Raw genomic sequence first — 14,602 nt, forward strand, 5'->3', positions numbered from 1 at the left:
CTCACTTTGTGGGGATAACTTAGGGCCCCTCCAATTGCTTGGGGGAGCCCTTTTCCTTGCTAGTATTAGTTTTTGGTCTCATGGGCAGCCGTTAGTTTACGCTTTGCCGTTCCGGCACCAGGCCGTGAAGGTTTTATCGTTGAGTTGGCAAGGTACATGCTGAACAAGATAAGATTGTCTAGCGATTTTTGGCGAATATGAGGCTCGTCGAACTTCATGGGCTTGGAGTTGGCCTCGAAAAACCAGATCTGGCCATTGGTATCGACTCCCAGATCCATCGACATTTCGCCTAGCATCGTCTGGCTCGCTTTTTCAATCTGTTTAGCCAGGATCAAGGCCGACTTTTTGGCTTTACTTAAAATTTTCTTGCTGGTGGCAGATCCGAAGCCGGCATCGAGCAGCTTGGCGGGGTCGTCAATGGAGCCTCCCCTGGGCACGTGAGTCGTTATGCTCAGCTTTCCCGCCAGTCTGGCGCCGATACCTGCGACGCTCCATTGTCCCTTACCGTTTTTTTGGACGAGTACCCTGAGGTCGAATGGACGATGTTTGTAATTAGCCAAGGTGATCCCCTGCTGAATGATATAATCCTTGTTGCCTACGGCCTCGCGGATTTGAGTCCACAGCTGCGGAACGTTGGAGTAGCGGGAGATATGGCTCTTGGTCTTGTTTTGAATGCTCAGCTGATACCTTCGGGTTTTGGACGCTTTTTCGGGAATTTGGCTTACTTTCATAATGCCTTTGCCTGCTTTTCCGCGAATCGGCTTCAAATACAGGTTTTGATGCTTCTGCAGAAAGCTCTCCAGATCCTCGCTTGTCGTCAGCTTTTGGGTTGCCGGAATCAGAGACTGCGTGTTTTTCGATTTACTAAGCCATTCGAATAAGGTCCATTTGTTGAAAAAGTTCGGATTAAAAAAATGAATTTTTCCGTGCCTCATGCAAATTTGGAGCACCTGCTGCACTTCCGGCAAAAGCTCAAACTTGCGGTAAGGAATCCGGTTATAAATCACATGAGGAAGCGGAAGCAGCTGCTTTTTCCACTTCTTCGTTTGAAAATTATAGGAATAGCCGAGGGCTTTTTTCCCTAACAGCTTGAAATCTGTAGTCGTCATGACGTACACGAGCACGCCTTTTTCCTGACCGGTACGGATTAAATCGATAAAATTTTCCTGATTTCCGCGAAAAACCCGGTTCTCATCGGCATACGTGAGAATGGCCATCGTCGGCTTTTGCGGTTTTTCGTGTAATTCCATGTCCACTCAGGTATCCCTCCTTGCTCGAAATCGGCTAAGGTAGAGGCAATAATCGTAAATGTACTGCAGTGCCGCCTTGCCTTCTCCCTTGAGGGCGGGATGCTTGAAGATAGAGCGCCCTGGCTTAGAGTTGGCCTCGAACATCCAGATTCGTTCATTCTGGTCGATACCGATATCAAAGCCTAGCTCGCCCAAGGTATGCAGGCTTTTTTGCTCGATCGCTTCAGCCAGCTTGATCGCCGTTTCCTTAGCGCTGTTTAATACTTGACCGGAACGGCTGCCGAATATTTGCTTCAGCACCTGTTCGGGAGTGAACAGCTGGCCGCCGTTTCTCACATGCGTCGTCACGCTGCCTTTGCCGGCTTTTTTGGCTCCGATGCCTGCGACGACCCATTGGTTGTTGATGTTTTTGGTGAGATGGAAACGGAAATCGATCGGACAGTTGTCGATCTCAATAAGCCTTATCCCTTGCTGAGCGACATAATGATTAAGTCTTCCTCTGTTGCGGGTAAGCAGTGCCATTAAAGCTTCGAATTTGCTGAAGCGGAGAAGCACATTTTTGTCCCCCTGCCGGTAACGGGCATAGTATCCGCGTTTCGGGTTATACGTCAGACGGTAAATCCCGATGCCCAGGCTGCCTGCCGTCGGTTTCAGATAGATGAATTTGTGCTTATCGAGCATCTCCTTGATCTGTGCGGCAGAAGGGTTGAGCTGTGATTCGGGAACATACTTGAACTCATCGGTTCCTTCCAGCAAATTGTAGATATCCCATTTCTCGAAAAATGCCCAGTTAAACAGCGGTGTGCCCCGTTTGACAAAGCGCTGCTTGAACGCGTTCATCGATGGCTGCTTTTCGGATTTGCGGCTCGGCAGCCGGTTGTAGATGACATCGGGAAGAGGGACGATTTTCTTGAACCAGCTGCCATCCTTCCGCTGGAACGTGCCGTTTACGGTTTCCTGTGACCAGTTCACATCCCTGGGCGAGAAAGCGAAATAATAGGAACGATCCGAGCCGACTTTCATGAATTGACGGATGAATTCCGTGCGCTGCCCGAATGGGGCGCCTGTTGACGAGATTGTGGTCAGGATCCCTATCAAAGGACCAAGGCGAATATCCTTGCCATTGTTGCATAAAGCCAAGCTGGTTCCCAAACGAGGGAGACGAAGCTGGGATATGATGGACATAGGTACATATAAATGGTTGCCTGACTTTTTCAAAAGCTTGAAACCTGTGGAGGCGCTTTTAGATCCTAGATGCAGGGACACGGATTTCGTTTTCGCCAGCTTGAGGGTTCTCGCCAATTCACTTGTCATGTAGATGACTCTTTCTTGTCTCTGTGTCACATGAATCGTGCAAGTTGTCAAACTCATGGTTTTCCTCCTAAGAGCTTTGCGCCAGCAAAGCTATCTTCGTAAGCAGTGGCTTGAGCTTTGCGCCAGCAAAGCTATCTTCGTAAGCAGTGGCTTAAGCTTTGCGCCAGCAAAGCTATCTTCGTAAGCAGTGGCTGAGCTTTGCGCCAGCAAAGCATTCTACGCTACAGAATTTGTAAATTTCAGCACTCCCCGCAAATCACCTGAATCTGTCTCGAATCCAAGGCCTCGCTTTGTGAGGCCATACATCAGGTCGGATCGGCGTTCGTGGAATCAGGGTCGGGAGATTCGCCGGGGAGAGGGGCTGATTTTACGCTAAGTTTCGTTTCGCCGCCCGATTCTCTGTTCCGATGATGACGCATCAGATAGCGCGCATAACGGATCGGATTGGCCAATGCATTGAAGCGAGCTTTCTTGTCATGCAAATAGCTGAAAATCGCACGTCCCGGCTTGGAGTTAACCTCCAAAAGCCAAATGTGGCCGGAAGTATCCACTCCAAAATCGATACCCAGCTCGGCAAGCCGCCCGTGAGACTGTTCTAACGCTTCTGGAATCTGCTTGGATAGCTTCTTCATCTCGCTCAAGATTTGGTCTGACCGGGCGTTTCCGAATTGAGCGGTAAGATAGGCTTTGACGGGCTCTACGGTTCCTCCGCCGTGAAGATTCGAGGTCAGGCTGCCTATCTGACCCTTGCGAACGGCCATCCCGGTCACCTGCCATTGTCCGGTGCCGTCTTTTTGCACGAGCGAGCGAACGTCGTACGCTTCGCCTGCGCGGCCATGCAGCGGCAAGTACTGCTGCAGTAAATAGCTTCGCTGCGCCGTGAATCGGCGCAGCCAGCGTAACAGCGCCGCCGTGTCGCCAAAGCTGCGCGCGACCCGGCCGTTACGCGCGTCGCGCCCGATCACGGTAAACGCCGCACCGGCGTTTGCCGTGATCTCCGCCGCCGCAGCGTGCTTGCGCGCTTGTGCTCTACGGCCTGCGGCACGTCTCACGAGCACCACGCCGCAGCCCTGTGAACCGGCCTGCGGCTTCAAGAGCACCTCGGAGCGGGCCTTGAGCCACTCCGCGGCGGACTGGACGCTGCGCATCACTTCGGTTCGCGGCAAATGGCTGCCGAAGCGGCCGTCCTGCTCCAGCATCTGCTGGACTTCCCACTTGCCCTTCAGGCCGTAACCGAGAAGCAGGGGGGAGGGAAGCGTCCGTAAGGTGCGCATCGCCTCGCGGTATGCCTCATGTTGATTCCGGTTCACAAAGAAACAGCGGTCGTACACGACATCAGGCATCGCATAATCCTGGCTGACCCATCTACGGGCCGCCGCATCAAACGAATAGCCGCGGACCGTCCCTTCGGACCATCGGATCCCTTGCGGGGTAAACACGAACACGGTCATTCCGGCACGGCTGCCGATCAAACAAAGCTTCCGATAAAAATCCCTGCTCAGAAAAGGGGGGAATCCTTCGGATTGCGTTGTCATGATGCCGAACAAGCGTGAGGGTGACGGGGTCATCATGGAATCACCTCAACATCCGTCAAAATTTAGCTGCGTATCGGGAGTACTGTATGATCCTCTTTACGGATGTACGAACCGTACCTTGGGTCCGTAAAGGAGGATTGTCTTCCTTGGAAGGCTTGGAATTTACCTCAAGAAGCCAGACCTTGCCTTGTGTATCGATCGCCAGATCAATGCCGAGCTCTGCAAAATGCGCGTTGATATGCGTTTCGATTCCTTGGGCGATGGATAGGGCGGCGCGCCTGAGCAAAGAGGCACCTCCCGCTGCTGCAGCCGCTGAATGGGACTGTGCCAGCGCGTCCTTGACGGTTGACATACGGCCTCCGCGCGCCAAATTTGAAACGAAATGTTGATGCCCTGCAATTCTGGCGACAACGGAAGTGACCTCCCATTGTCCAAGCTCGTTACGCTGGACCAAAGCGCGAAAATCAACGGGACACCCTCCTATGGATATCAGCTCAAGCCCTTGCTGGATTTGATAGTGCTGCTGTTTGATTTTGCCGGACAGGGCGAAGAACAATTGGCTTAAGGACTTGAACGATTGCTTGCGGGCGCCGTTCAGATTTGTGAAATAACACGCGTAGGATAGATCCGTTTGCTTCGCGACGCGAATGATCCCTTTTCCCAAGCTGCCTGTAACGGGCTTCAGGAAAACAACAGGATGCTTGGCGCACATCGACTTTAATATTTCATAATGCTGCAGCAAATGAGATTCCGGCAAATAGTTGCGGAGATCGGCTGCTTTGTTAAGCGCATCGAACACCTCGGCCTTGTTTAAATACTTCTCATTGAACAAAGCGGCATGATGCTCGGTTTTGGCATGCTGAAGAAACTGCTGGACATGTTCACGGTTTTCCAGCTTGCGGGAGGTCAGACGGTTATAAATAACATGAGGCATCGGAAATTCCCTCTGCTCCCATCGGTCCGTATAACGCCAGCCTCTGACCGTTGAATGGGGAACATGCAGCTCATCCGGGGTAATAAAGCATACGGAGGCGCCAAGCAGCCTGCCGGTATCGTGCAGCTCCCGATAAAAGGAGGTGGAGGCACCGAACGGCTTTTCGACATTCCCGGAATAAACTCGGCTGATCAAAACGCCAAGCAACGGTCCGATGTGAAGGGTCTGATCTGCGGCCTTGTATTGCAGGCACAGCGAGTCCCGGCTTGACAGCCCCCACGTGACTGCCAGGGACTCCTGGATTTGAAGGACGCCGGCAAGTGCCGTTGGAACGACGCGAACTTCATGTGCGGCCGACCCGAAGCGCAGCGTGAGTAGGGTGTGCTTCGGGATTTTCCATTTTTTGATTACGGTGCTGCATAAACCAATCGTGGGATCGTTCAATGGAAAGCTGGCACTAAGAAACTGAATAGTGACCTTCGTTCTTTTCACTTTTGGCAGCTCCTTCCCTTAAGCCAGCTTGCAAAAATATCAAGTGAACTACTTCATCATATGAGGGCGTTTTACCCTTGGTGAAAAGAAACTGTACGGTTATAGCAAGGAACGCTCTGAACCAGGTTCGTTGGATGGAGCGGATTCGATAGAGTGGCAAAAGGGGAGAATACCTCTTTTGAAAAATTTGGCGTAACTTGAAGGAAGAATGGCAAACCATGTAGAATGATGGTAAATAGGTCTTAAGACATATGGAATATTGGGGATTTATTTTGTTGAGGAAAATGAAAAAATGGCTCCCAACTGTAACCATTATTTTTCTTTTTTCGTCCATACTAAGGAAAAGAGCCGGCGGACGGTTTATAGCGCAGCTTCGACTGCACTGTAAGCTCATGTCTTTTAAGCCCTTGATTACAAAAAGGCGGAGAATTTTGTTGCTCGATCAATTTCCAAGCAGAGGAGAGAACCGTATGAAGCATACAAACATTTCATGGTTGTTGATGATATTGGCTGTTGTTCTGTTTACCCTTGCGGCAGGCTGCGAGGACCGTGGCACATCCGTGAATACGTCCGGGCCGTCGGCTGCAGCATCGACTGCAGCTCCTTCCCCTGCGCCGGGCGAGCAGGAGTCCAAGCCAGCCTCCAATAGGGATGACAAAGCACCGGCTCCATCGGCAAGCCCGACGGCGGATCCAGCCCAAAATGCACAACTGTCAGAGACCAATGCTACGGAGACAGCCGTAGCCTCTATTAAGTTTATCAGCCCGACAGAGGGATGGGCCGGTGGAGACGGGGTTGTATTGCACACCAAAGATGGGGGAAAGCACTGGGAGAAGCAATTTCAAGGGCCTGGTCAGATTGAGGCATTTTCATTCTTGAACAGCACCAGAGGATGGGCTTATGTCCGCACGGGAGGCTCTCCCGGCGACACCGGCTCCGCTGCCAAAGGTAGACTGCTACAGACTACCAACGGCGGCGCCTTATGGACTGTGATTTCCCAATCCGCTCCGATTAGCAAGAGTATCCGTTTTGTATCGGAGCAGGAAGGCTTCAGCGGAAATCAATACACTTCGGACGGGGGGAAGACGTGGAGTGCGCTTCCGGTTCCTTCGAATATGAAGGGAGAACCGTTCTTTATCAACAAAAGCCAGGGCTGGGCTGTCACCATGAAGGATTCGGATTATGAGGTACAGCTGACCAAGGACGGGGGCAAGACATGGAAGCCCGTATGGACGCACTCGACTGTAAGTCAAGTGAACAATGCCGTTATCCGTTCGACGGAGGCGAGCGATGTATGGGTGCTTTTGGTTGGAGACAGCGGCATGAGCCAAACCTCTTATACGCTGCTTCACAGCAAGGATGAAGGGAAGAACTGGAAGACAGTGTTGGCCAATTCCACGGCAGGAGGCGGCCCTGCGCCAGGCTATAAGATTGGCGAACAGCCTGGTCCGAAAGGGCCGGGAACCAAGCCGGGCCAGCTGCAAGCCGTAAGCGCTCAAGTTGCCTTTCTGACAGGCGAATGTCCACCGTGCGGAGATAATGGCGCCGTAACGGTCGGATCGACGCAGGATGGCGGAACCACTTGGGTCAACGGAAGCCAGCAGCTTCCGGGGACGAATGCAGATGCCTCCTTCCTGGACGGCAAGCAGGGTTGGATCGTGGTTGGGGCCTATAATCAGCCGACGAAGCTGTATCAAACCACGGACGGCGGGAAAAAATGGACCGAGGTGCAGACCTTCGGCAAACCGGCCTCTTCATAAACGGGAAAAAGAAAATCACTGCACTTATGCGAAGCGAGGCTGCTTTCTGCATGAGTACAGTGATTTTTTGCTGCATTGGGGATGTGACGAATCCGGCCGTCACGAAGCTCCTACAGGCTTTGTCTTGATAGCCTGAGGACATCCAGCAGAGGGACTCTCTTGCGGGTCAGGTCGTGATACAGCTCATTTCCTTGAATATGATCGATATAAAGAACTCCGTTCAGATGATCGATTTCATGCTGAATGCATCTGGCCAGATAACCTTCGCCTTCCAGCGTGACCGTTTCCCCCGCCCGGTTCCAGGTTGTTATTTGGACATACTGGGCTCGTGTGACGATTCCGGTATGCTCCGGAAAGGACAGGCAAGCCTCTGGACCGGTTTGTTCACCCCTCATCCGAATGATTTCGGGATTGATAAGCTCGATCAAGCCGTCCCCGCAATCCATCACGATGACTCTTTTTAAGATACCTATTTGGGGGGCGGCTAAACCGGCCCTGCCCTCCTTCGCATATAAGGTGTCCTTCATGTCATCAAGCAGCTTGAATAATTTGGCATTGATTTCGGTAACCGGCTTCGCCGTTTTGCGCAAAATCGGATCGCCGAATGGAACGATGATTTTCTCGGCCATCGCTAGTTCCCTCCCTCTGCAATGTGGCTGTCAGGTGTGAACACCCACAAATCGTTCGGCGTACATTCGAGCGCCGTACACAGCGCATCCAAGGTTTCCGCCTTCATCTGACGCGGCTGGCCTGACAGAAGAGCGCTTATGGATGGAGCGGATAAGGAATAGCCTGCCTTCTCCTTCAAGAGCCGGGCCAGCGCCGCGCCGCTCCATATGCCTCCGCTGGCCATAACCTGTCTTAACATCCAAACGAGCATTTCTTAAGCCTCCTGCTCTGCAAGAATATCCAGACGCTGGATTATCCATTGCCTTCATATATTAGGTGTTACCTAATAATAGTAGAATAGTAGCTGTTAACTAAAATGTAAAGCTCAAAAAGGCTATGCCCTTAAGGCATAGCTTGGGTTTGTCGAGAAGCCTATCGTACAGAAAATGCGAAAGGTGATAGGTGGGGTATCTCCTGGAGGAGCGATAGCGTTCGCCTCCCAGGAAATCACCGCTATATAGCGATTATAATCAATATTCCCCGAGAACAAGAGCGGCCGGAAGGGGATACCTCACCGGGGTACCAAAGCCATTTTTCAGATTTTCGGGTTTCTCGAGCTCGCTATGCCTATAAGACATAGCTTTTGAGCTTTCTCAGCAGGAAGAGTAATCTGCGGAAGAGGCCGGCTTCATTTTGGATAGAACGGCCAGCATGGCGACCAGCAGCACTCCGAGGAGGACGAGAAACCATAAGGTGAACGATACCGAGGAATGCTCCATCAGACGGCCGGTCAGCCAGGAAAAGGCGGCTCCGCCGATGCCGCTGGCGGCAATGAGCTTGCTTGTAGTTTGTTCCGTTCTCCCCGGAAACAAGGAATTGCTGAAGATCAGCGATATGGAGAATAGCCCCGACATAAACAATCCGATCAACAGGATCATGATGAAAGCTCCAACGAGGTGCTTCATTAAGGCCAGACCTATCAGCACAACCACGGTCGCTGCCGAACACCAAAGCAGGTATCGGGTATAACCGTATTTCTCGGCGAGCAGACCGCAGACGAACCGGCCGAGCACCATCGTCCCCCAAAACAGGCTGACGCTGAGCGAGGCGACCGCCGCATTAACATTCATCGATTCAAGAAGGATGGAGGGCAGGAAATTGACGATGCTCATCTCCAGTCCCACATAAATGAAAAATACGATAATGCAGCAAATGAGCATGGTATACGTGAGCCTGCTGCTGCGATTCCCTTTTGCCGGAACGGCTGCAGGAGCTGCTTCAGCTTCTAGGCTTTCGCCGATGTTAATTATTTGACGGTTCCCGGTACTGTAAAGCCACCAGACGAAAGCGAGCAGCAGGGAAAGGAAGCAGGTGCCGAAGAAAGCCAGCTCCCATCGTCCATTGGCTATAAGCAGGCTGATAGCGACAGGCATCAGCAGAGCGCCCGAGCCAAAGAAAACCTCGAGCCGGCTCATTGCCACGGCTTTCTTGTCTTGTATGGCATCGATGATCAGGGCACCGACGGTGGATTCGATCATCCCCGATCCGAAGCCGACAAGTGGCAGGCACAGCAGCACGACAGGCCAGGGGGGAAGCAGACCGATAATAAAATAACCGAAGCAGATGAAATATAACGTAAAAGAAAGCATACGAATGCGTCCAAACCGCTTGGACCACCACGGCTGGGTGATGACGCCAAGCAAAAAGCCGAAAAATTGCGCAAAGATCAGATTGCCCCCATCTGCATAATCACGTCCGTAATGCATCATAAGCTCAGGCAGCAGGGCGGCGGCTATGACAGAAGTGAATCCGATCAGTAAATAGAAGCAGCAGCCGATCCAGAGCAGCTTATTCATCCGCGTCCTTCCCTCCCGATGGCGTTGCCGGTTGAGGCTTGTAACGCCCATTCCACCGCGTCAGCCACGCTCTCAGTGATGCGCGCCGCTTTGGCTCTCAAGTCGGGATGACTGCCGGCCATGGCGAAGCTGTGCGGTGTCGTGGCGAACATGGATACATCATTGAAGGAATCGCCGATGCAGACCGTTTCCTCGGGAAGGATGCCTAAATGCTGCTGAAGCGCCTTTAAGCCGGTTCCCTTGGAAATATGGCGCGGCATAACATCCAGGCAATCCACGTCGGCGATATAAGCGTCAATCTGATCGCCGTAAGAGGCTAACAGCTGCTTTTGCAATACAAGAAGCTGGTTCATATCACCGAGATACGTAATTTTTCCGCAGATCAGCTCGATACCCAATGCTTCAACCGCATGAGGCATTACTTTCACGGGAGCCAGCAAGTTGGCTTGGATGTGGGCGTTGCGTTCGTTCAGCTCCGTCAGCACGTAATGATCGGGCGCGCACATGACGGTAATGAGCGGCAAATCCAGGGCCGCGACGGCCAATTCCTTGATAAGGGACGTTTCGAACGTATCATGCCGAATCAGATGGCGGTCCGACGTATGAACGTAAGCTCCATTCTGGGAGACGGCATGTACTTCCAGCTCAAGCTCGCCCATGACATGCCGAATTTCCGGGTACATCCGTCCGGACGCGAAGCATACGGAGAGCCCGCTCTCGAGAGCCTTGTGTACGGCTTTGCGGTCTCTATCATGAATATGATGGCCTTTTTGCAGCAGCGTGCCATCCAAATCGCTGACAATCAATTTAATCATGCGGGTTCTCTCCTTTGGCTACAATGATGTCAATCTCGTGCCGGTGAAGCGCCTCTTTCATCTCCTCCGACGGTTCCTCATCTGTAATGATGATATCGATGGGCTCTAGACCGGATATCCGGTTAAATTGCCGCTTGCCGAACTTGGTATGATCTGCGAGCAGGATGACCTGATCGGCGCGGCGCATCATTTCTCTGACGAGAAAGCCTTCCTCCTCGTAGGGATTGGAAAGGCCGTCATGCGTTATGGCGCAGGTACCCAGCAGCAGCTTGTGAACGTGGTAGTCGCTCAGCATTTCCATAGCGCGTGCGCCATAAATCAGGCGATGCTCCGGGTGGAGCTTCCCGCCGAGAAGGTGGACGTCGATATGTTCCTTACGGTTCAAAATATCGGCGATATCGATGGAGTTCGTCACAACGACATGTCCTTGCGTATGCAGGCTTTCCGCGGCATATTGAACCGTAGTCGATGCGTCCAGCAGCAGGTAATCCCCATCATGGATGAGGGTGGCGGCCATGCGTCCGATGGCTTTTTTCGATTCCGTCGTTGCCTCGTCTCGCAGCCGCTCGCTGTAGTTGGCCACATGGCTCGAAAGCGTCGGAAGGATGGCGCCGCCGCGTGTGCGCAGGATGCGTCCTTGCTCTTCAAGCCGGATGATATCCCTGCGGGCCGTATCCCGGGACACATCGAACAGCTCGCATATGGTTTCTATATTGATTCTTTGATGGTGTTCCAAATGATTCAGGATCCCGATCAATCGCTCTTCCTGGTACATGGGAGCCGTCTCCTTTCTATGCAAAATCATTCATTGTAAGCATAGTATAAGGCAATGTGCATGAATAATGCAATGATATATAAGTGAATATAAGTTAATTTACGTAAAGTTAAGTTTTTGGAGCGAGATTTGTTAGCATCCCTCTAATTTATGGTACAATGGTAAGGTATAGCAATATCAATAAACTCATGGATATTTTTGAGGAGATACGGAAGGATTGGGTTTCGTTTGGCTGCAAAAAAACCAAAGTTATTGGAGCTGGATATTGTAAGAGCTTTTGCCATATTGGCGGTGTTATTTATCCATAATACCTCCGAGGCGACGGTGGAGCTTCCTGTCGGAAGCGTCTCACAGGCTGCCTACCTCTCCATTAACAAGTTCAGCAATTTTGCCGTGCCGGTGTTTATTTTCATCAGCGGGCTGGTGCTCTTTTACCGCTATATCGATGATTGGAGCGGGAAGCAGGCGGTGACCTTTTACTTGAAGCGGGTCAAGCAGGTGCTGTTCCCCTATTTGATCTGGTCGGTGGTTTATTACTTGTATAATCAGTGGATTTACGACCCGAGCCGGCTGCATTTTGACGGGAAGGAATTTCTGGATCTGCTGCCGTGGGCGGACGCTTCTTACCATCTTTATTTCATGATCATTATCGTGCAATTCTATCTCATCTTCCCTCTGCTTGTCTGGCTGTGCCGGGTGTCGCAGGTCTTCCGAAGCAATCTGTTCCTGATCGGGATCGCCGTTCAAGCCGCTTGCTACGTTTACGGACATTGGGTCGAACCGCTGCCGCACAGCGCTTCGTTATGTGTCACCTACTTCAGCTTGTTTTCGCTGGGGGGGTATCTGGGCATTCATTATGCATCATTCAGCGCGTGGATCAGTAGACATATCGGCTGGGTGCTGCCGTTAAGCGTGCTTTTGGGCTTAAGCTTTATGGGGCTGTTCCTGCTTGAGGAGCTGCTGCATATCACACTGGATAATACGTGGTATGAGGTTATTTTTAATACATATCCGATGTTTGCGGGGATGAGCTTTATCTGGATTGGCCGTAAGCTGGTTCAGTATTGGCCGCGGGTAACCAAATGGCTCCTCTCGTTAGGAGCCGTATCGTACGGCATCTACTTAATGCATCCCGCAGTGCTGACTTACTGGCGCACTCATGTCATTAACGACAGCGGTGCGATGCGTGACTATCATCTGTATATTTTGAGCGGATTTGTGTTAAGCCTGGCTATCCCATGGCTGCTGTCTTATGTGTACGGACAGGCCATGAGGAAGTTACGGCCGACCCCCAAGAAAAAGCTGTCCCAAGGAACAGCTTAAGCAAGCCGCGTTCGCAAGCCCTTTATCCGCTGCCGGATAAAGGGCTTTATTCATTAACCTGTGCCTGACTGTCCGTTTAGAGTGCTATTTTTGCAGGAGGGCTCATACAATGTATTGTACAAGTAGGGACGAAAGGGAGGAGCGGGACTTGAAGGGAACGAAAAATATTGTGTTGATGGGCTTGGCGCTGGGCATGCTGTTTTACGCGGTACCGAGACTGGATTTAAGCTCGGAGGCTATCCTGCCGACCGTATTCGGCATTGCATGGATCGCTTTTGCTCTGCTGATCATCGCTGCGCATTTGCATGAGCTGCTCGGGGTGGATGAGGAAGCCAGAGAGGAAATGGAGAAGGTCAAGCGGATGAAAAAATGGCAGCTGGAGCAGATGGTCCAAGGGAAGCGCAAAATGCTGCAGTTCAAAAAATAATCCCCCTAATATGGAAAAACCCGACCGCATAAGCGGCCGGGTTTCTTGCAGTGGACGGTTATTTGAAGGATGCGTAGCCTTGGTCCACCATCACGACACTGCCGTTGATCGCTTCGGCTTCATCCAGCGAGACCAGGTAAACCGAATTGGCGACCGTTTCCGGCTTCGTCAACTCGCCTCCCATAACTTTGGCTCGCATACTATCGAGCATTCCCCTATCCTTAAAGCCTTGAATAATCGGCGTATCCACGGCCCCCGGGGCGATGGCGACGACGCGAATACCGTAGGGCGCCAGCTCCAAGGCAGCGGATTTGCTCATCATAATCACTGCGCCTTTGGTAGCGTGATAGGCGAAGGTACCTGGGGAAGCAAGGAAACCGAAGACGGAAGCCGTATTAATAATAACTCCGCGGATTCCGAGCTCCTTCATTTTCTTGCCCGCTGCGATAATACCGTAGGCTACCCCATGCTGGTTAATGCTGATCGTACGGTGATATAAGTCCATGTTTTGTTCCAGAACAGGACCGGCCCCGCCGATTCCGGCATTGTTGAACATCACATCGACACGTCCGAAGTGCTGTACGGTCTTATCGAGCAGGGCTTCAACCTCCTCCTGCTTGGAGACGTCCACTTTGATAAAAATAGCCTCGCCCCCTGCTTGAGCAATGAGGTCGACCGTTTCCTGCCCGCCCTGTTCGTTAAAATCGGCAACGACGACCCGGTCCCCTTTGCTTGCAAATTTCAGGCAGGCTTGACGTCCGATCCCGCTGGCTCCTCCCGTAATTACCGCTACTCGTTGTGCGCTCATACGAATCCCTCCAGTTATGCGTTCAGGTCTCCCCGCACCGCAGTTATGTGTTAAGTTCTATAACGATTGTACTCCTGGCTCGAAAATTAGTATATTTAAACTTAGTTAGGTTTAACTTAAGTATTGCTTAACTATACTTCTACCCGATATCCACATAAGTCTGCGATTAGGGTTTACGTAGCGGTCCCCTGTTATTCAGAGAAGCCTTCTTGCGGAGAGATAACAGCCAAATAAAATAACCCCGTAAAACGGGGGCTAGGCTTCGAATCCGATTCAGATACATTGCAGGGAGCGCCGAAGTGATGTAAATAAAAATCCGTGCTTATCGCACGGATCAAGTTGGGCACTAAAGAAGAGAAATGACAAGCAGCTCATACAGCACCAGCGGCAATATCACGTTGTTAAACCCGCCGAAGGCTGGATTGAAAAATCCGCGTACATGGGTCGGCATCATCTGCAAGTATACATTAAAGCCATCCGTATCCACGATGACACCGTCATAGGTGTGACCGTGAATGGTTTGCACACGAACAGGTCTGTTTAAGTACTTGCTGCACAAGCCGTGAATATGTTCCTGAGTTCTTTGAAGCGTTTGGATGACCGAGGGGTCCATTTGGAATACGGTTTGCATTTGGGGGACTTCAGGCTGGTTATACATGGGCGGCACCTCCATTCAATATACGGTATCCTATGCATTTGCCCAG

At 51.7% G+C, this 14,602-nt stretch carries 14 protein-coding genes; 3 read left to right on the top strand and 11 right to left on the bottom strand.

Annotation, left to right across the window (positions count from 1 at the left end; translation table 11 throughout):
* Positions 1-65: 65 nt before the first annotated feature.
* From B1728_RS01375 to B1728_RS01390, 4 genes are all read right to left on the bottom strand, one after another.
* Positions 66-1,250, bottom strand: coding sequence for a YheC/YheD family endospore coat-associated protein (locus tag B1728_RS01375; protein WP_079908947.1), 1,185 nt, complete (start codon positions 1,248-1,250; stop codon positions 66-68).
* Between the two features lie 6 nt (positions 1,251-1,256).
* Positions 1,257-2,621, bottom strand: coding sequence for a YheC/YheD family endospore coat-associated protein (locus B1728_RS01380; protein WP_079908383.1), 1,365 nt, complete (start codon positions 2,619-2,621; stop codon positions 1,257-1,259).
* Between the two features lie 248 nt (positions 2,622-2,869).
* Positions 2,870-4,135, bottom strand: coding sequence for a YheC/YheD family endospore coat-associated protein (locus B1728_RS01385; RefSeq protein WP_079908384.1), 1,266 nt, complete (start codon positions 4,133-4,135; stop codon positions 2,870-2,872).
* A 19-nt stretch (positions 4,136-4,154) separates the two neighbouring features.
* Complete coding sequence (locus B1728_RS01390; RefSeq protein WP_079908385.1) at positions 4,155-5,525, bottom strand: YheC/YheD family endospore coat-associated protein; 1,371 nt, start codon at positions 5,523-5,525, stop codon at positions 4,155-4,157.
* A gap of 470 nt (positions 5,526-5,995) precedes the next feature.
* On the opposite strand from B1728_RS01390, the gene B1728_RS01395 reads away from it, so the two are divergent.
* Positions 5,996-7,285 (top strand): WD40/YVTN/BNR-like repeat-containing protein, encoded by a 1,290-nt coding sequence (locus B1728_RS01395; RefSeq protein ID WP_079908386.1) that lies wholly within the window; start codon positions 5,996-5,998, stop codon positions 7,283-7,285.
* A 110-nt stretch (positions 7,286-7,395) separates the two neighbouring features.
* On the opposite strand, the gene def is transcribed toward B1728_RS01395, so the two are convergent.
* The 5 genes from def to B1728_RS01420 all read right to left on the bottom strand — a co-directional run bounded on the left by def (position 7,396) and on the right by B1728_RS01420 (position 11,340).
* Positions 7,396-7,914, bottom strand: a complete 519-nt coding sequence (gene def / locus B1728_RS01400) for a peptide deformylase (RefSeq protein WP_079908387.1) — start codon at positions 7,912-7,914, stop codon at positions 7,396-7,398.
* A 2-nt stretch (positions 7,915-7,916) separates the two neighbouring features.
* Positions 7,917-8,165, bottom strand: coding sequence for a helix-turn-helix domain-containing protein (locus B1728_RS01405; RefSeq protein ID WP_079908388.1), 249 nt, complete (start codon positions 8,163-8,165; stop codon positions 7,917-7,919).
* Between the two features lie 382 nt (positions 8,166-8,547).
* Positions 8,548-9,750: an MFS transporter gene (locus tag B1728_RS01410; RefSeq protein WP_179135838.1), complete on the bottom strand. Its 1,203-nt coding sequence runs from the start codon at positions 9,748-9,750 to the stop codon at positions 8,548-8,550.
* On the bottom strand, positions 9,747-10,565 hold the full coding sequence (locus tag B1728_RS01415) for an HAD family hydrolase (protein ID WP_079908390.1): 819 nt from the start codon (positions 10,563-10,565) through the stop codon (positions 9,747-9,749). The genes B1728_RS01410 and B1728_RS01415 overlap by 4 nt, the downstream gene beginning before the upstream one ends.
* Positions 10,558-11,340, bottom strand: coding sequence for a DeoR/GlpR family DNA-binding transcription regulator (locus B1728_RS01420; RefSeq protein WP_079908391.1), 783 nt, complete (start codon positions 11,338-11,340; stop codon positions 10,558-10,560). The genes B1728_RS01415 and B1728_RS01420 overlap by 8 nt, the downstream gene beginning before the upstream one ends.
* Before the next feature lie 228 nt (positions 11,341-11,568).
* Between B1728_RS01420 and B1728_RS01425 the strand changes: the two genes are divergently transcribed.
* Positions 11,569-12,663 (top strand): acyltransferase, encoded by a 1,095-nt coding sequence (locus B1728_RS01425; protein WP_225947887.1) that lies wholly within the window; start codon positions 11,569-11,571, stop codon positions 12,661-12,663.
* Positions 12,664-12,811: 148 nt separating this feature from the next.
* Positions 12,812-13,090, top strand: coding sequence for a hypothetical protein (locus B1728_RS01430; RefSeq protein ID WP_079908948.1), 279 nt, complete (start codon positions 12,812-12,814; stop codon positions 13,088-13,090).
* A gap of 58 nt (positions 13,091-13,148) precedes the next feature.
* On the opposite strand, the gene B1728_RS01435 is transcribed toward B1728_RS01430, so the two are convergent.
* Positions 13,149-13,898, bottom strand: coding sequence for an SDR family NAD(P)-dependent oxidoreductase (locus tag B1728_RS01435; protein ID WP_079908393.1), 750 nt, complete (start codon positions 13,896-13,898; stop codon positions 13,149-13,151).
* Between the two features lie 346 nt (positions 13,899-14,244).
* Positions 14,245-14,556, bottom strand: coding sequence for an acetyl-CoA acetyltransferase (locus tag B1728_RS01440; protein ID WP_225947885.1), 312 nt, complete (start codon positions 14,554-14,556; stop codon positions 14,245-14,247).
* Positions 14,557-14,602: the final 46 nt, after the last annotated feature.

Source organism: Paenibacillus sp. 32352 (assembly GCF_002042965.1).
GTDB lineage: Bacteria > Bacillota > Bacilli > Paenibacillales > NBRC-103111 > Paenibacillus_S > Paenibacillus_S vulneris.